This is a genomic window from Citreimonas salinaria (genome assembly GCF_900107235.1).
Lineage (GTDB): Bacteria > Pseudomonadota > Alphaproteobacteria > Rhodobacterales > Rhodobacteraceae > Citreimonas > Citreimonas salinaria.
In genome coordinates this window covers 139,144-161,719 of the sequence record NZ_FNPF01000006.1, presented here as the reverse complement: position 1 = coordinate 161,719, position 22,576 = coordinate 139,144, and the positions used below count along the sequence as shown (strand labels likewise).

At 69.5% G+C, this 22,576-nt stretch carries 19 protein-coding genes; 17 read left to right on the top strand and 2 right to left on the bottom strand.

Annotated elements, in window-relative coordinates:
- The first annotated feature begins 52 nt into the window (after nucleotides 1-52).
- The 6 genes from BLW27_RS10140 to BLW27_RS10115 all read left to right on the top strand — a co-directional run bounded on the left by BLW27_RS10140 (nucleotide 53) and on the right by BLW27_RS10115 (nucleotide 6,825).
- Nucleotides 53-1,138, top strand: a complete 1,086-nt coding sequence (locus tag BLW27_RS10140; protein WP_089882831.1) for an ABC transporter permease — start codon at nucleotides 53-55, stop codon at nucleotides 1,136-1,138.
- Complete coding sequence (locus BLW27_RS10135; RefSeq protein WP_177177871.1) at nucleotides 1,138-2,061, top strand: ABC transporter permease; 924 nt, start codon at nucleotides 1,138-1,140, stop codon at nucleotides 2,059-2,061. The genes BLW27_RS10140 and BLW27_RS10135 overlap by 1 nt, the downstream gene beginning before the upstream one ends.
- 117 nt (nucleotides 2,062-2,178) lie before the next feature.
- A complete protein-coding gene (locus BLW27_RS10130) occupies nucleotides 2,179-3,255 on the top strand; it encodes a BMP family ABC transporter substrate-binding protein (RefSeq protein ID WP_089882830.1) in 1,077 nt (358 codons plus the stop codon).
- 232 nt (nucleotides 3,256-3,487) lie between these two features.
- Nucleotides 3,488-4,486 carry a Gfo/Idh/MocA family protein gene (locus BLW27_RS10125; RefSeq protein WP_089882828.1) on the top strand — a complete coding sequence of 333 codons (999 nt, stop codon included), beginning with the start codon at nucleotides 3,488-3,490 and terminating at the stop codon, nucleotides 4,484-4,486.
- A 3-nt stretch (nucleotides 4,487-4,489) separates the two neighbouring features.
- Nucleotides 4,490-6,061 carry an acyl CoA:acetate/3-ketoacid CoA transferase gene (locus BLW27_RS10120; RefSeq protein ID WP_089882825.1) on the top strand — a complete coding sequence of 524 codons (1,572 nt, stop codon included), beginning with the start codon at nucleotides 4,490-4,492 and terminating at the stop codon, nucleotides 6,059-6,061.
- Entirely contained in the window at nucleotides 6,058-6,825 is a 768-nt protein-coding gene (locus BLW27_RS10115; protein ID WP_089882823.1) for an enoyl-CoA hydratase/isomerase family protein, read from the top strand. Before BLW27_RS10120 ends, BLW27_RS10115 begins: the two co-directional genes overlap by 4 nt.
- On the opposite strand, the gene BLW27_RS10110 is transcribed toward BLW27_RS10115, so the two are convergent.
- Nucleotides 6,812-7,858, bottom strand: coding sequence for a LacI family transcriptional regulator (locus BLW27_RS10110; protein WP_089882820.1), 1,047 nt, complete (start codon nucleotides 7,856-7,858; stop codon nucleotides 6,812-6,814). The two genes, BLW27_RS10115 and BLW27_RS10110, sit on opposite strands and share 14 nt — an antisense overlap.
- 255 nt (nucleotides 7,859-8,113) lie before the next feature.
- Between BLW27_RS10110 and BLW27_RS10105 the strand changes: the two genes are divergently transcribed.
- The 10 genes from BLW27_RS10105 to BLW27_RS10060 all read left to right on the top strand — a co-directional run bounded on the left by BLW27_RS10105 (nucleotide 8,114) and on the right by BLW27_RS10060 (nucleotide 18,763).
- Nucleotides 8,114-9,358: an ABC transporter substrate-binding protein gene (locus tag BLW27_RS10105; protein WP_245710840.1), complete on the top strand. Its 1,245-nt coding sequence runs from the start codon at nucleotides 8,114-8,116 to the stop codon at nucleotides 9,356-9,358.
- A 222-nt stretch (nucleotides 9,359-9,580) separates the two neighbouring features.
- A complete protein-coding gene (locus tag BLW27_RS10100) occupies nucleotides 9,581-10,393 on the top strand; it encodes a carbohydrate ABC transporter permease (protein ID WP_425429290.1) in 813 nt (270 codons plus the stop codon).
- Nucleotides 10,393-11,322: a carbohydrate ABC transporter permease gene (locus tag BLW27_RS10095; protein ID WP_218141099.1), complete on the top strand. Its 930-nt coding sequence runs from the start codon at nucleotides 10,393-10,395 to the stop codon at nucleotides 11,320-11,322. Before BLW27_RS10100 ends, BLW27_RS10095 begins: the two co-directional genes overlap by 1 nt.
- A gap of 4 nt (nucleotides 11,323-11,326) precedes the next feature.
- Nucleotides 11,327-12,436: an ABC transporter ATP-binding protein gene (locus BLW27_RS10090; RefSeq protein ID WP_089882814.1), complete on the top strand. Its 1,110-nt coding sequence runs from the start codon at nucleotides 11,327-11,329 to the stop codon at nucleotides 12,434-12,436.
- Nucleotides 12,437-12,440: 4 nt separating this feature from the next.
- Nucleotides 12,441-13,928, top strand: a complete 1,488-nt coding sequence (locus BLW27_RS10085; RefSeq protein WP_089882811.1) for a GMC oxidoreductase — start codon at nucleotides 12,441-12,443, stop codon at nucleotides 13,926-13,928.
- Entirely contained in the window at nucleotides 13,925-14,674 is a 750-nt protein-coding gene (locus BLW27_RS10080) for a 3-ketoacyl-ACP reductase (RefSeq protein ID WP_089882809.1), read from the top strand. Before BLW27_RS10085 ends, BLW27_RS10080 begins: the two co-directional genes overlap by 4 nt.
- A gap of 9 nt (nucleotides 14,675-14,683) precedes the next feature.
- Complete coding sequence (locus BLW27_RS10075; protein ID WP_089882806.1) at nucleotides 14,684-16,276, top strand: GMC family oxidoreductase; 1,593 nt, start codon at nucleotides 14,684-14,686, stop codon at nucleotides 16,274-16,276.
- Nucleotides 16,273-16,596 carry a Dabb family protein gene (locus BLW27_RS10070; protein ID WP_089882804.1) on the top strand — a complete coding sequence of 108 codons (324 nt, stop codon included), beginning with the start codon at nucleotides 16,273-16,275 and terminating at the stop codon, nucleotides 16,594-16,596. The genes BLW27_RS10075 and BLW27_RS10070 overlap by 4 nt, the downstream gene beginning before the upstream one ends.
- Nucleotides 16,596-17,759, top strand: coding sequence for a dihydrodipicolinate synthase family protein (locus BLW27_RS10065; protein ID WP_089882802.1), 1,164 nt, complete (start codon nucleotides 16,596-16,598; stop codon nucleotides 17,757-17,759). Before BLW27_RS10070 ends, BLW27_RS10065 begins: the two co-directional genes overlap by 1 nt.
- On the top strand, nucleotides 17,756-18,763 hold the full coding sequence (locus BLW27_RS10060; protein WP_089882799.1) for a LacI family DNA-binding transcriptional regulator: 1,008 nt from the start codon (nucleotides 17,756-17,758) through the stop codon (nucleotides 18,761-18,763). Before BLW27_RS10065 ends, BLW27_RS10060 begins: the two co-directional genes overlap by 4 nt.
- Nucleotides 18,764-18,765: 2 nt before the next feature.
- On the opposite strand, the gene BLW27_RS10055 is transcribed toward BLW27_RS10060, so the two are convergent.
- On the bottom strand, nucleotides 18,766-19,845 hold the full coding sequence (locus BLW27_RS10055; RefSeq protein WP_089882798.1) for a CaiB/BaiF CoA transferase family protein: 1,080 nt from the start codon (nucleotides 19,843-19,845) through the stop codon (nucleotides 18,766-18,768).
- A gap of 219 nt (nucleotides 19,846-20,064) precedes the next feature.
- On the opposite strand from BLW27_RS10055, the gene BLW27_RS10050 reads away from it, so the two are divergent.
- Nucleotides 20,065-22,512 carry a ligase-associated DNA damage response DEXH box helicase gene (locus tag BLW27_RS10050; RefSeq protein ID WP_089882796.1) on the top strand — a complete coding sequence of 816 codons (2,448 nt, stop codon included), beginning with the start codon at nucleotides 20,065-20,067 and terminating at the stop codon, nucleotides 22,510-22,512.
- Nucleotides 22,513-22,576 lie beyond the last annotated feature (64 nt).

Here is a 22,576-nt window from a genome sequence, read left to right as displayed (position 1 = left end):
CGCGGATCGACCGCGCCGCCCGAAGGATTTTCCCCATGAAGAAGGCGCACGCATGATCCGGCTCGAGAAACGGCCTCAGCCCTCGCAGGCCTGGACGCTTGCGACGCCGGTCCTTGCGGTCGGGGCGACCATGATCGCCGGCGGCATCCTGTTCGCGGTCCTCGGCGCCGACCCGCTGGTGGCGATCCGCACGATTTTCTGGGACCCGCTGTTCAACCCGCAATTCGCCGGCTTCACGCGGCCCCAGCTTCTGGTCAAGGCGGCGCCGCTGATCCTGATCGCGATAGGTCTGTCGATCGGCTTCCGCGCCGGCGTCTGGAACATCGGCGCCGAGGGGCAGTACATCATGGGCGCGGTCTGCGGCGCGGCCGCGGGGCTGGCGCTGTATCCGTCCGAAAGCGTGCTCGTCTTCCCGCTGATGATCCTGGCCGGCGCGCTGGGGGGCTGGGCCTGGGCGATGATTCCGGCGGTGCTGAAGGTCCGCTTCGGCACGAACGAGATACTGGTTTCGCTGATGCTGGTCTACGTGGCCGAGAACGTGCTGGCCTCGGTCTCGTCGGGGTTGCTGCGCAACCCCGAGGGACGCGGCTTTCCCGGCTCGCGCAACTTCCGCAACTGGGAGGCCGCGCACAACGCCGAGCTGATCCCCGGCACCGGCATGCACTGGGGCGTGGTCGCGGCGTTCATCGCGGTGATCTTGGCCTACGTGCTGATGGCGCGCCACATCCAGGGCTTCAACATCCGCCTGACCGGCGAGGCGCCGCGCGCGGCGCGCTTCGCGGGCGTCAGCCCGGCGCGCATCGTGCTGGTCTGCCTGGGGACGGCGGGCCTGCTGGCGGGCCTTGCCGGGCTGTTCGAGGTGACGGGCCCGGCGGGCCAGATCAGCATCGACTTCAACTCGGGCTACGGGTTCACGGCGATCATCGTCGCCTTCCTGGGCCGGCTGCACCCGGTGGGCATCCTGCTGGCGGGGCTGCTGATGGCGCTGACCTATATCGGCGGCGAGCTTGCGCAGCTGATGCTGGGCCTGCCCGGCGCGTCGATCCAGCTGTTCCAGGGGATGCTGCTGTTCTTCCTGCTGGCGATGGACGTGTTCACGAATTACCGGCTGCGGCTGGGCCGCGCGGAGGTGGCATGATGGACCTGAGCTCGATCTCCCCGATCCTGCTGATCGCTTCGATCATGGTGTCGGCGACGCCGATCCTGCTGGCCGCCATCGGCGAGATGGTGGTCGAGAAATCCGGCGTGCTCAATCTTGGCGTCGAGGGCATGATGATCACCGGCGCGGTGGTGGGCTTTGCCCTGGCGGTCAATACCGGCAGCGCGGTCACGGGCTTTGCCGCGGCGGCCTGCGCCTCGGCGGCGCTGGCGCTGGTCTTCGGTGTGCTGACGCAGGTGACGCTGTCGAACCAGGTGGCGACGGGGCTGGGCCTGACGCTGGCGGGGCTGGGCCTGTCGGCGCTGATCGGCAAGCCCTACGAGGGGATGAAGTCGCCCACCCTGCCGAAGCTGGACATCCCCGTGCTGGGCGACCTGCCGGTGCTGGGGCGGATGCTGTTCGCGCACGACGCCATGGTCTACCTGAGCCTTCTTCTGGTGCTGGCGGTCTGGGCCTTCCTGAAGTTCACCCGCGCAGGGCTGATCCTGCGCGCGGTCGGCGAAAGCCACCACAGCGCGCACGCGCTTGGCTACAAGGTCGTCGTGGTGCGGCTGTGCGCGATCGTGTTCGGCGGCGCCTGCGCCGGCCTGGGCGGCGCATACCTGAGCCTGGTGCGCGTGCCGCAGTGGACCGAGGGCATGACCGCCGGCGCAGGCTGGATCGCGCTGGCGATCGTGGTCTTCGCGAGCTGGCGGGCGGGCCGCGTGCTGATCGGCGCGTACCTGTTCGGGGGGGTCACCGTGCTGCAGCTGAACCTGCAGGCGGCGGGCGCCGGGGTGCCGGTGGCGCTGCTGTCGGCCTCGCCCTACGTGGTGACGATCATCGTGCTGGTCGTGATCTCGGCCCGCGGCGTACACGGCGCGCCGGCCTCGCTGGGGCGGCCGTTCCACGCGTCGCGCTGATACGCGCGGCGTTTTCCGGCGACCGCCGCTTCGCGGGCCAGATCGGCCTTGCTCCGCCCCCCGCGAAGCGGCGATGATCCGGGCAAAAGCAACGATCCAACAGAGAGGGAAGATCAAATGCTCAGAAGAACGCTTCTTACCACGGCCGCGTTGTCGATGGCCTTCGCGCCCGCGGCATTCGCGCAGGACGACCCGGTCAAGGCCGGCTTCATCTATGTGGGTCCCGTCGGCGACGGCGGCTGGACCTACGAGCACGACCAGGCCCGCCAGGCCGTGGAAGGGCATTTCGGCGACAAGGTCGAGACGATCTATCAGGAAAGCGTGCCCGAAGGCGCCGACGCCGAGCGCGCGATCACCCAGATGGCGCTGTCCGGTGCCGACATCATCTTCACCACGTCCTTCGGCTACATGGAGCCGACCATCGCCGTGGCCGAGAAATTCCCGGACGTGAAGTTCGAGCACGCCACCGGCTACAAGACGGCCGACAACGTCAGCACCTATTCCGCGCGCTTCTACGAAGGCCGCGCGATCCAGGGCCACATCGCCGGCAAGATGACCGAGACCAACAAGGTCGGATACATCGCGTCCTTCCCGATCCCCGAGGTCATCCGCGGCATCAACAGCGCCTACATCCACGCCAAGAAGGCGAACCCGGACGTCGAGTTCAACGTGGTCTGGGCCTATACCTGGTTCGACCCCGCGAAAGAGGCCGACGCCGCGCGCGCGCTGATCGAGAACGGCAATGACGTGATCCTTCAGCACACCGACTCGACCGCGCCGCAGGCCGCCGCGCAGGAAGCAGGCAACGTGATCACCTTCGGGCAGGCCTCGGACATGGAGGAATACGCGCCCAAGCCGCGGGTGTCGTCGATCATCGACAACTGGGCGCCCTACTACATCGACCGCGTGCAGGCTGTGATCGACGGCACTTGGGAAAGCCAGCAGGTCTGGCACGGGATCGACGAAGGCATGGTCGAGATCGGCCAGATCACCGATGCGGTGCCCGAGGACGTGAAGGCCGAAGCGCTGGATCTCAAGGACCGGATCGCGTCGGGCGATTACCACCCCTTCACCGGCCCGATCAACCGCCAGGACGGCTCGGTCTGGCTTGCCGAGGGTGAGACCGCCGACGACGAGACGCTGCTGGGCATGGACTTCTACGTCGAGGGCCTGACGGGCGAAATCCCGAACTGAACGCACGCCACCGGCGCGCATCGCGGCCTCGCCTTCGGGCGGGGCCGCTTTCGTTTCGGCGCCCCCTGCTTGACCGGAAGCGTGGGCACCTTCCTGCGCCGACGCCAAGGGGCTCTGCCCCGTCCGCTTCGCGGGTCAAATTTCGCGGCAGAAGATGCCCAACCATCGCGCGCTTGCGTTTTTGGAACGTTCCATGGATGCTTCGCGCGACGTTTCCGAAGGAGAGTCGCGGATGAAATGGGCACTGGTCGGGGCAAGCAGGATCGCGGCAGGGTACATGATCCGGGCGTTCCGCGCGCAGCCCGGCGGCGCAGTGACGGCGGTGCTCAGCGCCGATGCGCAGCGCGGCGCGGCCTATGCCGAGACCCACGGCATCGACCGGTTCTTCGACGACCTCGACACGCTGCTGGCCGAGGCGGATTGCGACGCGGTCTACATCTCGACCACGAACGAGAAGCATTGCGAGCAGGCGCTGGCGGCGATTGCGGCCGGCAAGCACGTGCTGTGCGAGAAGCCGCTGGCGATGAGCGTGGCCGACGCGGTGCGGATGGTGCGCGCGGCCGAACAGGCGGGCGTGGTTTTCGCAACGAACCACCATTTGCGCAATGCCGGCTCGCACCTGGCGATCCGGGAACTGGTGTCGTCGGGCCGGCTGGGTCCGATCCTGTCGGTGCGGGTGTTCCACGCGGTCAGCCTGCCCGGGGCGCTGCGCGGCTGGCGCATCAGCGACGCCGCCGCCGGCGGCGGGGTGATCCCCGACATCACGGTGCACGACGCCGACACCGTCCGCTTCCACCTGGGCGAGGACCCGGTCGAGGTGGTCGCGCAGATGACGAATTCGGGGCTGGGCCACGGGGTCGAGGACAGCGCCATGTCGATCTGGAAGATGCCCTCGGGCGCGATGGTGTCGACGCATGAAAGCTTCACGCACCCTTTCGCCGGGACGGGGATCGAGATCCACGGCACCGAGGGGTCGGTGGTCGCGCGCGGCGTGATGACACAGGACCCCAAGGGGACGGTCACACTGACGGACCCGGAGGGTACGCATGACATCCCCTACGACACCCACGACCTCTACGAACGCTCTATGGGCCTGTTCGAGGCGGCCGTGCGTGGCCAAGGCCGCCCGTCGGCCGATGGCTGGGACGGCGTGAAGTCGCTGGCCGTGGCGCTGGCCGTGCGCGAGGCCGCGCGCACGGGGACGGCGCAGAAGATCGATTACGGAGTCTGAGGAATGGGCAAGATTGTCTCTGCCGCCGAGGCCGTATCGCGGATCAAGGACGGCGCGGTGGTCACCGTATCGTCGTCCTCGGGGCTGGGCTGCCCGGACGCGGTGCTGAAAGCCATCGGCGCGCGGTTTGAGGCGGAGGGCCATCCGCGCGACCTGACCACGCTGCACCCGATCGCGGCGGGCGACATGTACGGCATCAAGGGGATCGACCACATTGCGAAGGACGGCCTGCTGTCGACGATCCTGGCCGGGTCCTACCCCTCGGGGCCGTCGTCGCTGCCGATGCCCGAGATCTGGAAGATGCTGACCGAGAACCGCGTCGCGGCCTACAACGTGCCGTCGGGCATCCTGTTCGACATGCATCGCGACGTGGCCGCACGCCGGCCCGGCGTGCTGACGCAGGTGGGGCTGGATACGTTCGTAGACCCCAAGCGGCAGGGCTGCGCGATGAACGAGGCCGCCGCCGCGCGCCCGATCGTGCACCGGCAGGACATGGGCAGCGAGACATGGCTGCATTTTCCCAACATCGTGCCGAACGTGGCGATCATCCGCGCCACCACCGCCGACACCCGCGGCAACCTGACCTACGAGCACGAGGGCGCCTATCTGGGCGGGCTGGAACAGGCCGTCGCCGTGCGCAACCACGGCGGGCTGGTGATCGCGCAGGTCAAGCGCATCACCGCCGCCGGAAGCCTGCGCGCGCATGAAGTGCGCGTGCCGGGCCACCTAGTGGACCTGGTGGTCGAGGCGCCCGACCAGATGCAGACCACCGAGACGCTGCACGACCCGGCGATCTCGGGCGAGATCGCGCGCCCGTGGGACAGCTTCACCCCCGCCCCCTACGGGATCGAGAAGATCGTCGCCCGCCGCGCCGCGATGGAGTTGCGCCACGGCCAGACCGCGAACCTGGGCTTCGGCATCTCGGCGCTGGTGCCGCGCATCTTGCTCGAGGCCGGGCACCCGCAGGCGGTGACCTGGGCCATCGAACAGGGGGCAACGGGCGGCATGCCGCTGCTGGACTTCGCCTTCGGCTGCGCGTCGAACGCCGAGGCCTACATGCCCTCGCCGCAGCAATTCACGTATTTCCAGGGCGGCGGCTTCGACATGTCGTTCCTGTCCTTCCTCGAGATCGACGTGGACGGCAACGTCAACGTCTCTAAGCTGGGCAAGAAGCCCTACCTGACGGCCGGCTGCGGCGGCTTCGTCGACATCACGGCCCACGCCAAGAAGATCGTCTTCTCGGGTCTGTTCGAGGCGGGCGCCGAGTTCGAGCTGAGCGCCCACGGGCTGCGCGTCACCCGGCCGGGGCGGTTCACCAAGATCGTCGAGGCGGTCGAGCACGTCACCTTCTCGGGGACGCGGGCGCGCGAGACCGGGCAGGACGTTCTGTACGTCACCGAGCGCTGCGTTATGCGCGCGACCGGGAACGGGCTGACCGCGGTCGAGATCATGCCCGGCATCGATGGGCGCCGCGACATCGTCGACGCGAGCGGCGGGCGCGTGCGGATCGCCCCCGAGGCCCGGCCGATGTGCAAGGCCCTGCTGGCCGAGCAGCCGATGGGGCTGGACCTGTGAGCGGCGTCCACCTGATCCGGCGCGGCGAGGTGGCCGAGTTGCGGCTGGACAACCCCGGCAAGCTCAACGCGCTGAGCATGGCGATGCTCAACGCCTTGGTGGCGCATTGCGACGCGATCGAGCGTGACGATGTGATCCGCGCCGTGGTTCTGAGCGCCGAGCCCGCGCGCGCCTTCTGCGCGGGGGCCGACATCGCCGAATGGGGCGGCTATTCGCCGCGCGACTTCGCCCGGCACTGGGTGCGCGCGGGGCATCGCGCCTTCGACCGGCTGGCGCGGCTGGCCAAGCCGACCGTGGCGGCGATTTACGCCCATGCCTTCGGCGGCGGGCTGGAACTGGCGGCGGCCTGCGACGCGCGCGTCCTCGGTCCGCGAGCGACGCTGGCCCTGCCCGAGACGGGCCTCGGCATCGTGCCGGGCTGGTCGGGCACGCAGCGGCTGGTGCGCCTGATCGGTGAACCCGCGGTCAAGGAGATGGCATTGTTCGGGCGCCGCATCCCGGCCGAACGGGCGCTGGCCCTGGGGTTCGCGGCCGAGGTCGCCGACGATCCGACAGCAATCGCCTTCGCCATGGCCGAAAGGTCCGCCGGGCTGTCGCCCCGCGCGGTCGAGATCGCCAAGGCGATGATCCACGCCGCCGCGGACGAGGATCGCGCCGCGGCGATCGAGGCGCTGGGATCGGCCGCGGCCGGCGCAGCTGAGGATCGCGCCGAGGGGGTCGCCGCGTTCGGCGCAAAGCGTCCCCCGGAGTTCAGTGGCCGGTAGGGCCCATGAACGCCTGTTCCGGCTGGAACAGGTGGTTGAGCGCCTCCGGCGGCGCCCCGTCCATGCGCTTGAGCAGCATCTGCGCCATGACCCGCCCGGTGGCGCGCAGGTCTTCGTAGGCGGTCTCGATCCGCGGGCGGACCGAGTCGAAGATCGGCGAGGCGCGCTTGGCGATCACGTCGACGTCGCGACCGGGCACCTGCCCGCAATCGGCCAGCGCGCCCAGGGTCGCCAGCGCCATCTCCTCGCCCACGCAGACATAGCCGTCGGGCGCATCGGGCCGCGACATGCGGTCGCGCAGGTGGGCGGCGATCCGTTCGGTCGGGGTGTCCAGCGACAGGTCCGGGAATATCTCGTGCGCGACGCCCGTCTCGGCGGCGGCCGATATGAAACCATAGCGCAAGTGCTGCGAGAAGGTGTAGCGCGCCTCGGGCAGGATGATCCCGATGCGGCGACGACCCCGCGCCACCAGCCGGCGCACCGCGGCGCGGGCGAAGGCTTCGTTGTCGTAGTCGACCCAGGGGTGGGGCGTGGAGAACTCGGTCCGGCCGTGGCTGACGAAGGGAAAGCCTTCCTCGAGCAGCAGGCGCACGCGCGGGTCGAACACCTCGGTCCGGGTCATCAGGACGCCGTCGGACAGCCGGTTGCGCAGGATCGAGCGGACGGTGGCGACGCGGTCCTCGTCCAGCGATTCGGGCACGACGGAGACGGCGAAACCGGTGCCGCGCAGCCCTTCGGTGATGCCGGATAGCATCTCGTGCGTGAAGCCCAGGAATTCGTGGCGCGTGTTGAGCAGCAACGACACGACCTGCGTGCGCCCGGTGCGCAGCCGGCGGGCGGCGCGGTCGGGCACGTAGCCCAGCCGGCGCGCGGCCTCGGCCACGGTGTCGCGTGTCGATTGCGCGATGCGTTCGTCGCCGGCCAGAGCGCGCGACACGGTGGTCACGGCAAAGCCCGTCGCCTCGGCGATCGTGCGCAGGGTCGGCTTCGCCTTGCGTTTCCTGGTGTGCGGCTCAAGCTTCTGCGCGGCCATCGTCGCCTCTACTGCGGGTTCCGACAGTGGGTCGGATCACGACACCATACACCGTTCTTGTATCGTTACAACTCGGCGTCTTCCGCCGACGCTTTTCGCTGCGGTGCAGAATTCTCGCTTTTCGCTCCCAGCGTTTTCGTGAAAGAAGGCGTGCCACCGGGACAATGGATTCCGGTTGACAGCACCCCGGGTTGTAACGTTTCAATATCGGCAGTCCGAATAATGGACACAACGGTCGGGAGGAATACCATGAAGATGACGAACGCTTTCAAGGCCACCGTGGCGGCCGCCGCGCTGGTCGCAGGTGGCGCGCAGGCGCAAGAGGTCGAGGTCCTGCACTGGTGGACCGCCGGCGGCGAGGCCGCGGCGCTCAACGTGCTGAAGGAAGACCTGGCCGGCCAGGACATCGGCTGGCAGGACATGCCGGTCGCGGGCGGCGGCGGCACGCAGGCGATGACCGTGCTGCGCGCACGCGTCACCAGCGGCAACGCCCCCACGGCCGTCCAGATGCTGGGCTTCGACATTCAGGACTGGGCGCAGGAAGGCGCGCTGGCGAACCTCAACGCGCTGGCCGAGGAAAACAACTGGGGCGAGGTGATCCCCGACGCTCTGCAGCGCTTCGCCACCTACGAGGACCAGTGGGTCGCGGCGCCGGTGAACGTGCACTCGACCAACTGGGTCTGGGCCGACGCCTCGATCATGGAAGAACTGGGGCTCGAGCAGCCGCAGAGCTGGGAAGAGTTCGTCGCCGCCCTCGAGGCCGCGAAGGAGGCGGGCTACGTCGCGCTGGCGCATGGCGGCCAGGCCTGGCAGGACGCCACCCTGTTCGACGCGGTGCTGATGGCCACCGGCGGCCCTGAATTCTACCAGAAGACCATGATCGACCTGGACATGGAAGCGCTGGGTTCAGACACGATGAAACAGGTCTTCGACCGCATGGCCACGCTGCGCGGTTTCGTAGACGACAACTTCTCGGGTCGCGACTGGAACCTCGCAAGCGCCATGGTCATCAACGACGAGGCCGCGTTCCAGATGATGGGCGACTGGGCCAAGGGCGAATTCCTCAACGCGGGTCAGACGCCGGGCGAGGACTTCCTGTGCTTCCGCTTCCCCGGCACGCAGGACCAGGTGCTGTTCAACAGCGACCAGTTCGCCATGTTCAGCCAGGGCGAAGGCGTCAGCGACGAGCAGGCCGCACTGGCCGAGGCGATCCTGAGCCCCGAGTTCCAAATCGCCTTCAACAAGGTCAAGGGCTCGGTCCCCGCGCGCACCGACCTCGACGTGTCGGAACTGGATGCCTGCGGCCAGCAGGGCTACGCGGAGTACAAGGCGGCTGCCGAATCCGGCAACCTGTTCGGCTCGATGGCGCATGGCCATGCCAACCCGGCGGCCGTGAAGAACGCCATGTACGACGTGATCACCGCGCATTTCAACGGTGAGTACGACGCCGAGACCGCCGTGCAGGAACTGCAGACCGCGGTCGAGATCAACGCGATGTAAGCCGCGTCGGGGCGGGCCTGTCCCGCCCCTTCCCCCGGCCGCGCATGTCGCAGCCGGCCTTCGTTTCTACGGCACCCGCCGGCCCGACTGCCCGGGCCTTTTCCATTCCTGCACGCGGGGACGAGCATGACAGACATCTCCCGGACCGAGCCCGCGTCGCGCCCCTTCGGCGACCGCTTCCGCGACGCCCTGCCCAAGCTGGTGCTCAGCCCGTCGGTCGCGATGGTGGCGATCTTCGTCTACGGCTTCATCGCGTTCACGCTGTACCTGTCGTTCAGCGACAGCCGCGTCCTGCCCAGCTACAACCTCGTGGGCTGGAAGAACTACGAATTCCTGTTCCGCATCCGCGCCTGGGACACCGCCGTCACCAACCTGGTGATCTTCGGCACGCTCTACATCGCGATTTGCTGCGCGCTGGGGCTGCTGCTGGCGATCCTGTTGGACCAGAAGATCCGGGCCGAGGGATTCATCCGCACCGTCTACCTGTACCCGATGGCGCTGAGCTTCATCGTCACCGGCGTCGCGTGGAAATGGTTTCTGGACCCCGGCATCGGGCTCGAGGCGGTGATGCGCGGCTGGGGCTGGGAAAGCTTCCGCTTCGACTGGATCAAGGACAGTGACATGGCGATCTACACGATCGTCATCGCCGCCGTCTGGCAGACCTCAGGCTTTGTCATGGCGATGTTCCTCGCGGGCCTGCGCGGCATCGACGGAGAGATCCTGAAGGCGGCGCAGATCGACGGCGCCTCGACCTTCTCGCTGTACCGCCGGATCGTCATCCCGCAGCTGCGCCCGGCCTTCATGTCGGCCTTCGTCGTGCTGGCGCACATGGCGATCAAGTCCTACGACCTCGTGGTCGCGCTGACCGGCGGCGGGCCCGGCAACGCCACCGAGGTGCCCGCGACCTTCATGTATTCCTACACCTTCACCCGCAACCAGATGGGCATCGGCGCGGCCTCGGCCGTGATCATGCTGATGACGATCGCGGCGATCATCGTGCCCTATCTCTGGTCCGAACTCAGGGAGAAGAAGTGATGGCCACCGCCCCCACCTCTCGTTTCATCACCGCCGGGACCGGCGATCCGACCCAGCCGCGCGCAAAGGGGCCGCGCCTGTCGGCGCATCTGCCGCGGGTGATCCTGTACGCTCTGCTGACGTTGTTCTGCATCTACTACCTGCTGCCGCTCTACGTGATGGTGGCGAACTCGCTCAAGCCGCTATCCGAGATCACGGCGGGCGGAATGATGGCCCTGCCGGACGCCTGGACACTCGCCCCGTGGCAATCCGCCTGGTCGACCGCGCAGATCGGTGTCGAGGCCACCGGCCTGCGGCCCTACTTCATCAACAGCCTGGTGATGGTGATCCCCGCGGTCGCGATCTCGACCATCCTGGGCGCGCTGAACGGCTACGTGCTGACGAAGTGGCACTTTCGCGGCGCGACGCTGATCTTCGGGCTGCTGCTGTTCGGCTGCTTCATCCCGTTCCAGATGGTGCTGATCCCGATGGCGCGGATGCTGGGGCTGATGGGCCTGTCGGGAACGGTTCCGGGGCTGATCTTCGTGCACCTGGTCTATGGCATCGGGTTCTCGACGCTGTATTTCCGCAACTACTACGCCGCCTTCCCGACCGAGCTGGTGCGCGCGGCGCAGATCGACGGGGCGGGGTTCTTCCGCATCTTCTGGCGCATCCTGCTGCCGTCCTCGGGACCGATCGCCGTGGTCTGCATCATCTGGCAGTTCACCAACATCTGGAACGACTTCCTGTTCGGCGCGTCCTTCGCCGATTTCGACAGCCAGCCGATGACCGTGGCGCTGAACAACCTGGTGAACTCGTCCACGGGCGTGAAGGAATACAACGTGCACTTCGCCGGTGCGCTGATGGCCGCGGCGCCGACGCTGCTGGTCTACATAGTCGCCGGGCGCTTCTTCGTGCGCGGGCTGATGGCCGGCTCGGTAAAAGGATAAGACAATGGGTTTTCTCGACATCAAGCAGGCCACCAAGTCCTACGGCGCGGTCAAGGTGCTGCACGAGACCGACATCTCGGTCGAAGAGGGCGAGTTCCTGGTGCTGGTCGGCCCGTCGGGCTGCGGCAAGTCCACACTGCTCAACATGATCGCGGGACTCGAGGACGTGACCTCGGGCGACATCGCCATCAAGGGCCGCTCGATGCTGGGGGTGAAGCCCGCCGACCGCAACATCGCCATGGTGTTCCAGAGCTACGCGCTCTACCCGAACATGACTGTGCGCGGGAACATCTCGTTCGGGATGGAGATGCACGGCCTCGCCAAGCCCGAGCGCGAGAAGAAGATCGAGGCGGTGGCCGAGCTGCTGCAGATCACCCAGCTGCTGGACCGCAAGCCCGGCCAGCTGTCGGGCGGCCAGCGCCAGCGCGTCGCCATGGGCCGCGCGCTGACCCGCGACCCGGACGTGTTCCTGTTCGACGAGCCGCTGTCGAACCTCGACGCCAAGCTGCGCGTCGACATGCGCACCGAGATCAAGAAGCTGCACCACAAGCTGGGCACCACCATCGTCTACGTCACCCACGACCAGATTGAGGCGCTGACCCTGAGCACGCGGATCGCGGTCATGTATGGCGGCCACGTCCAGCAGCTGGGCACGCCGAAGGAGGTCTACGACAACCCGGCCAACATGTTCGTCGCGGGCTTCATGGGCTCGCCGTCGATGAACCTGTTCCCGGCGAAGGTCGCGCAGGCCAACGGCGCACCCGCGGCCGAGGTCACGCTGCGCAACGGCGAGACCGCGCTGCTGCCCTTCGCCGGCGGGTCGATGGCGGGTCACGATGGGCGCGACATCATCCTCGGCATCCGCCCAGAGGCGATCACCGACCGCGACGGGGCCGACCGCAACTCGAACGCCGTGCACATGATCGAGGCGACGGTCGAGCTGACCGAACCCGCCGGGTCCGACACCTTCGTGGTCACGCATATGGGCGGCCGCGACATCACTGGCCGCTTCCGCGCAGACGTGCAGGTCGAGGCGGGCGACCGGTTCCCCTTCGCGATCAACATGGAAAAAGCCGTGGTCTTCGACCCCGAGACCGAGGCGCGCGTCGCGTGACACCATGAGCGCCGCGGACACTCCCGACATCGTCATCATCGGCAGCGGGATGGGCGGCGCCACGCTGGGAGCGGGGCTTGCGCCCACCGGCGCGCGGATCGTGATCCTCGAACGCGGGCAGCAGATCCCCGACGACGCGCCGGCGCGCGACGCGTGGCGGGTCTACGGCGACAGCGCGTTCAAGTCGCCCGAGACCTGGCTGGACGGTGAGGGGAACGCCTTCAGCCCCGGCAACTACTACAACGTCGGCGGCAACTCGAAGCTCTACGGCGCGGTGCTGATGCGCTACCGGGCCGAGGATTTCTCCGAGATGGTTCATCTCGAAGGGGTGTCACCCGCCTGGCCCTTCGGACCCGGCACGCTGGCGCCGTATTACGACCGGGCCGAGGCTTTGTACCAAGTGCGCGGAGATGCGTCGGGCGATCCGACCGAGCCGCCGCACGGCCCCTACCCGCATCCGCCCGTCCCGGACGAGCCCGCCATCGCGCGCGCCCGTGCACGGCTGGAACGCGCCGGGCTGCGGCCGTTCAGCCTGCCGCTGGGGGTCGATCTGGACCAGTGGCTGGCGGCGGGCGCCACCGGATGGGACGGCTATCCCGACACCCGCTGCGGCAAGATGGACGCCGAGACCTGCGGCCTGGCTGTGGCGCTGCGCCACCCGACCGTGACACTTCAGACCGGCGCGCGTGTCACCGGGCTGCGCGTGGGGACCGACAACCGGACGATCGCGCAGGTCGAGTACGAACAGGGCGGCGAGACCCGCGTGCTGCGGCCCCGCATCGTCGCCATCGCCTGCGGTGCCGTGCAGACCGCTGCGCTGCTGCTGCGGTCCGGGCTGGCCAATGCCTCGGACCAGGTTGGGCGGTGCTTCATGAACCACAACGCCAGCGCGATGATCGCCATCGACCCGCGGTTCCGCAACGACGCGGTCTACCAGAAGACGTTCGGCCTGAACGACTGGTACCTGTCGGGCGGACCCCAGGACATGCCGCTGGGAAACGTGCAGCTTCTGGGCCGCGTGACGCCCGAAATCCTGAAGATCCAGGTGCCCTCTCTGCCGCGCGCGGCGGCGGGCTGGATGTCGCGCCACGCGCTGGATTTCTACCTGATGTCCGAGGACCTGCCCGACCCCGAAAGCCGCGTGACGCTGTCGGGGGATCAGGTGCAGCTGCACTGGCGGCGGTCCAACATGGCCGCGCATCGCGGGCTGGTCGCGCAGATGCGCCGGGCGCTGCGGCGGGCCGGCTTCCCGCTGGTCCTGTCGCGGCTGTTCGACGGACGCGTGCCGTCGCACCAATGCGGTACGGCGCGGATGGGCGACGATCCGGCGCGCTCTGTCACGGACCCCGAGGGGCGGACTTGGGACCACCCCAACCTGTTCGTCACCGACGCGGCGGCGCTGCCGACCTCGGCCGCGGTCAACCCGGCGCTGACGATCGCGGCGCTGTCGCTGCGCGCCGCCGACACGATCAAGCGGGAGCTGGGCGCATGACCGGCACGGCGCTGATCACCGGCGGGCATCGCGGCATCGGGCTGGGCATCGCGCGCGCGTTGCACGCCGAGGGCTTCGCACTGGCGCTCGCGTCCGAGGCGCCCGAAGACGATCCCGAGGTGCGGGCCGCCACTGTCGAACTGGGCGCGACCTACTTCCGGCACGACCTGCGCCGCGACGATCCGGCCGCGCTAATGGATCGCGTGACGGAGTCGCTCGGCCCGGTCAACACGCTGATCTCGAACGCGGGCGTGCCGGCGATGGCGCGCGGCGACCTGCTCGACATGACGCCCGACAGCTTCGACCGCTGCCACGAGGTCAACCTGCGCGGCGCGTTCTTCCTGGCACAACAGGCGGCAAAACGGATGATCGACCTGCCCGATACGCCCTACCGCTCGATCCTGTTCGTGACCTCGGTCAGCGCCAGCATGGTGTCGGTCGAGCGCGGGGAATACTGCATATCGAAGGCCGGCGCGTCGATGATGGCGCAGCTCTTTGCCGCGCGTCTTGCCGGCGATGGCATCGGCGTTTTCGAGCTGCGCCCGGGCATCATCGAGACCGGCATGACCGCGGCAGTGCACGACAGCTACACCGCGCGGATCGAGGCCGGGCTGGTGCCCGCCCGCCGCTGGGGCGTGCCGGGCGACATCGGCGCGGTGGTGGCACCACTGGCCGCCGGCGCGATGCGTTTCGCCAACGGGGCAATCATTCCCGTCGATGGCGGTCTTTCGATACACAGGCTCTAGGGGGGCCACATGGCGGACGCGTACGACTTCATCGTGATCGGCGGCGGCAGCGCAGGCTGCGTCGTGGCCGCGCGTCTGTCCGAGGACCCGGACACCAAGGTGCTGCTGCTCGAGGCCGGGGGCCGCGACCGCAACCCGTTCTACCACGTGCCTGCAGGCTTCGCGAAGATGACCAAGGGCATGGGCAGCTGGGGCTGGAAGACCGTGCCGCAGTGCCACATGAAGGACCGCGTGTTCAACTATACGCAGGCCAAGGTCATCGGCGGCGGCAGCGCCATCAACGCGCAGATCTACACCCGCGGCAACCCGCGCGACTACGACACCTGGCGCCAGAAGGGCTGCGAGGGCTGGGGCTATGACGACGTTCTGCCCTGGTTCCGCAAGGCCGAGGACAACGACACTTTCGAGAACGAATACCACGGCAAAGGCGGCCCGCTGGGGGTATCGAAGCCGCGCGCACCGCTGCCGATCTGCGAGGCATACTTCGAGGCCGCCGCCGCGCTGGGGATCCCGCGCAACCCCGACATCAACGGCAAGGAGCAGGCCGGCGCCTGCTTCTACCAGCTGACCCAGCGCGACGCGCGGCGCTCCTCGGCGGCAATGGCCTACCTTGCGCCGAACCGCAGGCGCCCGAACCTGACCGTGCGCACCGGAGCGCAGGTGCGGCGGATCGCAATAGCGGACGGCCGCGCCACCGGGGTGGAGATGATGGACGGCACGACCCTCCACGCCGGCTCCGAGGTCATCCTGTCCTCGGGCGCCATCGGCTCTCCGCGACTGCTGATGCTGTCCGGCATCGGCCCGGCCGACCATCTGCGCGAGCACGGCATCGAGGTGGTCCTTGACGCGGCCGGCGTGGGCGCGAACCTGCAGGATCACCTGGACCTTTATGCGATCTGCGAACTGACCGGCCCGCACAGCTACGACCGCTTCGCGCGCCCGCACCTGTCGGCGCTGGCCGCGCTGCGCTACCTGTGGGACCGCAGCGGGCCGGTCGCGTCCAGCCTGTTCGAGACCGGCGGCTTCTGGTTCGTGGACCCGGACGCCGAAACCCCCGACGTGCAACTGCACCTTGGCCTTGGGACCGGCATCGAAAGCGGCGTCATGGCGATGCCGCAGGGGGGCATCACGCTCAATTCCTGTTACCTGCGGCCACGCTCGCGCGGGACGGTGCGGCTGGCATCAGACGATCCGCACGCGGCGCCGCTGATCGACCCGAACTACCTGTCGGACCCGCGCGACCGCGAGATGTCGATCCGAGGGCTCAAGCTGACGCAGGAGATCCTCGCCCAGGCACCGCTGAAGCCCTACATCCGCGCCGAGCGTCTGCCGGGCCCCGAGGTGCGCACCGATGCGCAGTATTTCGACTACATCTGCGAGCATTCCAAGACCTCGCACCACTGTGCCGGCACCTGCCGGATGGGCATCGACGACGGCGCCGTGGTCGACACGCGCCTGCGGCTGAACGGCCTCAATGGGCTGCGCGTGGTCGACAACTCGATCATGCCGAACGTCATTTCCTCGAACACCAACGCCGCCGCGATCATGATCGGCGAGAAGGCCGCCGACATGATCAAGGCCGATACGGGAACGCAGTCATGATCCGCCACATCGTCCTGGTCCGCTTCGCGCCGCAGATCGAAGCCACCGAGATCGAGGCGATCTGGCGCGACCTGCGCGCGCTGAAGGACCGCGGGCCGGGCATCATCGCCTTCGCCGCCGGGCGCAACGACAGCCCCGAGGGGATGGCGCGCGGCTACGACCACGGCTTCGTCGTGGATTTCCCCGACGGCGCCGCGCGCGATGCCTATCTGGATCATCCCGACCACGTCCGCGCCGGTGCGCGGCTGGTCGCGGCGACCGACGGCGGTGTCGACGGCCTGCTGGTCTTCGACCTGCCGATTAGCGATGAGGCCCCGTGATGCTGACGCTCCCCACCCTGGACGGCCGACTTGAGCGCTATGCTCCGCAGGGGGATCCGCTGGTCCCGCGCGCACCCGGTCGCCCTTTCACCCGCACGGCCTTCGCCGCCGCGCACGTGGTCTCGGACCCGCTGGCCGAGCGTGATCCCTGGGGCGGGCCTCCGGCGGTCGACTGGGACGCCACGCTGCGCTTCCGCGTCGGGCTGTGGGACCAGGGGCTGGGACTGGCCGAAGCGATGGACACCGCCCAGCGCGGCATGGGCGTCGACTGGGACACCGCGCACACGCTGATCCGGCGCACGATGGCCGAGGCGAAGGCCCACCCGCTGCGCCCCCGCGTGGCCTGCGGCGCGGGCACCGACCACAAGCGCCTGGACGACCTGCGCGCTCTCGACGCGATCGCGGCTGCCTACACGCACCAGATGGAGGCGGTCGAGGCCGCCGGCGGGCAGATCATCCTGATGGCCACGCGCGCCCTGCCCGCCATCGGCGCCGGACCCGACGATTACGCCCGGCTCTACGGCCGGCTGCTGGCGCAAGCCCAGGACCCGGTGATCCTGCACTGGCTGGGCGAGATGTTCGACCCGGCACTGGCCGGCTACTGGGGCGCGCGCGACGTCGACGCCGCCTCGGACCTGGTGCTGGGGCTGATCCGCGAGCACGCGGCGAAGGTCGACGGCATCAAGATCTCGCTGCTCGACCAGTCGCACGAGGAATCATTCCGCGCGCGCCTGCCCGAGGGCGTGCGGGTCTATACCGGCGACGATTTCAACTATGCGCCGCTGATAGAGGGCGACGGCACGCATCATTCGCACGCCCTGCTGGGCGCGTTCGCGGCGATCGCGCCAGCGGCGGCGCAGGCGCTCGAGGCGCTGGCGGCGGACGATCGCGACACATACCACGCGCTGCTGGGACCGACCGTGCCGCTGTCGCGCGAACTGTTCCGTGCGCCCACGCGCTACTACAAGGCGGGGATCGCGTTCCTCGCGTGGCTCAACGGCGCGCAGGATCACTTCGTGATGCCCGCCGGGCTGCAATCGGCCCGGCCGATCACCCATTACGCCGAGTTGTTCCGCCTGGCGGACGCTGCGCGCCTGCTGGCCGATCCGGACCTTGCGACGCGCCGGATGGGCCATCTTCTGGCCGTGCACGGGGTGGCATGAACCGCCGCCCGACGATCCTCGACGTCGCGCGCGAGGCGGGCGTTTCCAAGTCGACCGTATCGCTGGTGGTGCAGGGATCGCCGGCGCCGCGGGCCGAGACGCGCGCGCGGGTCGAGGCGGCAATGGCGCGCCTCGGCTACGTGCGCAACCGCGCGGCGGCGCAGCTGCGCGGCGCGGATACAGGCCTGATCGGATTGGTCATCAACGACCTGCGCAATCCCTTCTTCACCGAGTTCGCCGCCAGCCTGCAGGGCGCGCTGGCAGGCGCGGGCTATGCCGCGGTGATCGCCAACACCGACGAGGACCCAGACGAACAGGACCGCGTGACCGCCGCGATGCTGGAGCACGGGGTCGCCGCGCTGGTGCTGTGCCCGACCCATGACACGCGCCCCGAGACCGCGGCGCGGCTGGACCGCGCGGGCATCCCGGCGATGCAGGTACTGCGGCGGATGGACCGGGACGGCGCGGCGCTGCCCTTCGCCTCGTTCGACTACCGCGCCGGCGGCGAGGCGGCCACGCGCCATCTGATCGGCACCGGCGCGCGGCGCATCGTGTTTGCCGGCGGGCTGGAGGGGCGCCAGATCACCCGCGAGCGCATGGGGGGCTACGATGCCGCAATGCGCGGCGCCGGGCTGGGGACGCGCTCGATCCCGGGGCGCCCCTCGCGCGCGCTGGGGCGTGCGATCGCCCTGCGCCTCGCTGCCGAGACGCCGCGTGCGGATGCGGCGCTGTGCTTCTCGGACCTGGTGGCGCTGGGGATGCTGTCGGGCTTCGCCGAGGCCGGGATTACAGTCGGCCGGGACATCCGCATCGTGGGGTTCGACGACATCGAAGAGGCGTCGCTGTGCCATCCGCGGCTCAGCTCGGTGCGATGCGACATCGGCGGCTTCGGCCGCGACGTGGCCGCGACGCTGCTGCGCTGGCTGAGCGACGGCCTGCGCCCGCCGGACGAGACGCGGACGCCGGTCACGCTGATCCCGCGTGCGTCCAGCACGGGTCGGTGAGGCTAGCCGCCCAGCGCGCCCTCGTCCCGCAGCCGGGCCAGGATCGCGTCGCGGTCGCCGTCGCGCGCCGGTGTCGCGCCGGGCCTCGCCCATGCCCCGTCGAAGCGCGGCGCAGGGGCGGGCGCGCCGCCGGCGTGCCATGTTCCACGCGCGGACATGTGCGGATCGGCGGCCGCCTCGACCGGGCTGAGCACGGGGGCGACGCAGGCATCCGAACCTTCGAACAGGTCCGCCCAGTGGTCGCGCGGATGCGCGGCGAAGATTCCGGCCAGCCGTGCGGTCTGGTCCGGCCATTGCTGGGGTGCGTGCTGCGCCTGCATCAAGGGATCGTCGGCCAGCCCGAGCGCGTCCAGCAGAAGCCGGTAGAATTGCGGCTCGAGCGCCTGGACGGCCACGTGACCACCGCAGGCGCAGGCATAGCAGCGCGACCAGTGCGGCCCGTCCAGCAGCGACCGCCCGCGCGCGGCGCGATCGAAGCGGTCGCCCATCGAGGCCAGCAGCGCCATCATGTGCGCGGCGCCGTCGACGATCGCCGCGTCGACCACGGTGCCCTTCCCGGTCTCCCGCGAGCGGATCAGCCCCGACAGCATGCCGATCACGAGGTAGAGCGCACCGCCGCCCACGTCGCCCTGAAGGGTGGGCGTGGGGCTTGGCGGCTGCCCGGGCAGGCCCGCGTGGAACAACGCGCCCGACAGCGCGAGATACGTGAGGTCGTGCCCGGCCTGCGTCGCGCGCGGGCCGGTCTGGCCCCAGCCCGTCATGCGGCCGTAGACGAGCGCAGGGTTGAGCGCATGCGCCACGTCAGGGCCTAGGCCGAGACGCTCCATCACGCCGGGGCGCAGGCCTTCGATCAAACCGCGCGAGGTGGCGATAAGGGCACTGGCGATCACGCGGTCGGTCTCGTCCTTGAGGTCGAGCGCGATTGAGCGCTTGCCGCGGTCGAGCAGCCCCGAGGCGCTGACGCCGCCGCCGCCGGGGCGGTGGATCACCGTCACCTCGGCACCGAGGTCGGCCAGCAGCATGCCGGCGAAGGGTGCGGGGCCGAGGCCCTCGAATTCGACGATGCGGATGCCATGCAGCATGGTGATCCTTCCTGACCCGGGCAGTTGAGCGGAACGAGGCCCGGAAGAAAAGGGCCGCGAACTGGAGGGAGCATCGTCCCCGCGGGTTGCGCCGCGCGTGGCGCGTCGCCACGGGCTCTGACCCGCGTGGCCAGTGCGGGCCAGTTCACCCGGTGATATTTCGGACCGCGGATGCGGGCGGCGGTGGGAAATCGCGGCGGGGCGGATTATCTCGATCCCATGACCGATCTGCCCCCTTCCCTTCAGGCTTGGTTCGACGCGCGCGGCTGGGCGCTGCACCCGCACCAGCGCACCATGCTGGCGCGTGCGGACGAACCCGCGACACTGCTGATCGCGCCCACCGGGGGCGGCAAAACGCTGGCCGGTTTCCTGCCGACGCTGGCCGAGCTGGGCGAAGCGCCGCCGCCCGGGCTGCACACGCTCTATGTGTCGCCGCTCAAGGCGCTGGCGGCGGATATCCGGCGCAACCTGGGCCACCCGATCGAGGGCGCGGGGCTGGGCATACGGGTCGAGGACCGCACCGGCGACACGCCGTCCAGCCGCAAGAGGCGCCAGCGCGCCGACCCGCCGCATATCCTGCTGACGACGCCCGAAAGCCTGGCCCTGCTGACCAGCTACGAGGATGCCGCGCGAACGTTCGCAGGCCTGCAGCGGGTGGTGGTCGACGAGATCCACGCGCTGGCGGAAAGCAAGCGGGGCGACCAGTTGATGCTGGCACTGGCGCGGCTGCAGAAGCTGGCGCCGAGGCTGCGGCGCGTGGGGCTGTCCGCGACGGTCGAGGACCCGGCCGCCATCGCCTCGCTTCTGGCGCGCCACCCGGATCCCTGCGCCATCCTGCAGGCCGATCCGGGGCCCGAGCCGGACATCCGCATGCTGGTCACCGACGAGGCGCCGCCTTGGTCCGGCGGCGGCGCGAAATACGCCATTCCGGCAGTGCTGGAAGAGGTGAAGCGCCACCGCACCACGCTGATCTTCCACAACACCCGCGCGCAGGCCGAACTGTTCTTCCACAACCTGTGGCTGGCGAACGAGGACGCGCTGCCCATCGGCATCCACCACGGCAGCCTCGATCGTGGTCAGCGCGAGCGGGTCGAGGCGGCGATGGTGCGTGGTGACCTACGTGCGATCGTCTGCACCGGCAGCCTCGACCTGGGGATAGACTGGGGCGACGTGGACCTGGTGATCCAGGTCGGCGCGCCGAAGAACGTCAAGCGGCTCGTGCAGCGGATCGGCCGCGCGAACCACCGCTACAACGCGCCGAGCAAGGCGCTGCTGGTGCCGGCCAACCGGTTCGAGGTGGTGGAATGCATCGCCGCGCTCGAAGCCGCGCGCGCAGGGGAACTGGACGGCGAGCCGCGCGGACGGGGCCCGCGCGACGTGCTGTGCCAGCACATCCTGATCGCCGCCTGCTCCGGCCCCTTCGACGCGGACGACCTTTTCGAGGAGTTCCGCAGCGCCGGGCCCTATGCCGCGCTGACGCGCGCGGAATTCGACGCCTGCCTCGATTTCTGCGCCACCGGCGGCTACGCGCTGCGCGCCTACGACCAGTGGCAGCGCCTGCAGCGGCGCGCCGACGGGCGCTGGCAGCTGCGCGATCCGCGCTCGGCCGTGCGGATCCGGCAGAACATCGGCACGATCCAGGACAGCGACACGCTGAAGGTCAAGTGGCGCGGGCGCGGCGGCGCGCCGCTGGGCGAGGTCGAGGAAGGCTTTGCCGCCAGCCTGAGCAAGGGCGACACCTTCCTGATCGGCGGGCAGATCGTGCGCTACGAAGGCTTGCGCGAGCTGGTGGTCGAGGTCACGCGCAGCCCCGGCGCCAAGCCGAAGATCGCCACCTTCATGGGCACCAAGTTCGCCACGTCGACGCAGCTGTCGGAGCGCATCCTGCGGATGTTCCGGCAGGACAGCTGGCCCGACCTGCCCGCCCACACCGCGCAATGGCTGGCCCTGCAGCGCGAGGTATCGCGCCTGCCGAGCCCCGGCCGCCTGCTGGTCGAAAGCTTCCCCCATGACGGGCGCGAACAGATGGTCGTCTACGGGTTTGCCGGGCGCAACGCGCAGCAGACGCTGGGCCTGCTGCTGACCAAGCGGATGGAGGAGATGGGTCTTGCACCGATGGGCTTCGTCAGCACCGACTACGCGACGCTGATCTGGGGGCTGGACGCGGTCACCGACCCGGCACCGCTGTTCGACCTGGCCGCGCTCGAGGACGGGCTGGACACGTGGCTGGCTGGCAACGCAGTGATGAAGCGGACGTTTCGCGCCTCGGCCACCATCGCTGGGCTGATCGAACGTCAGGTCGGCGGGCAACGCAAGACAGGGCGGCAGGCGACCATGTCGTCGGACATCCTCTACGACACGCTGCTGAAATACGACCCCGACCACCTGATGCTGCGCATCACCCGCGAAGAGGCCATGCGCGGGCTGGTGGATTTCGACCGCATCCGCGAGATGAAGGCCCGCGTCGGCGGCCGGATCGACCACGTCCGGCTGAGCCGCGTCACGCCGCTGGCCGCGCCGCTGTTCCTGGAACCCGGCCGCGTGCCGGTGCGGGGCTCGGCCGATGAGCGGCTGCTCGAGGAGGGGGTCACGCGGCTGATGGAGGACTCGGGCCTTGCCGAGGTCGATGCAGGCATGTCGAAGCCGAAATGGCGGGTGCCGTTCTGATCGGCTGGCCGATGCTTCGCGCCGACCGCAGCCGCACCCGAGGTCGGGCTTGCGGGACGGCCGC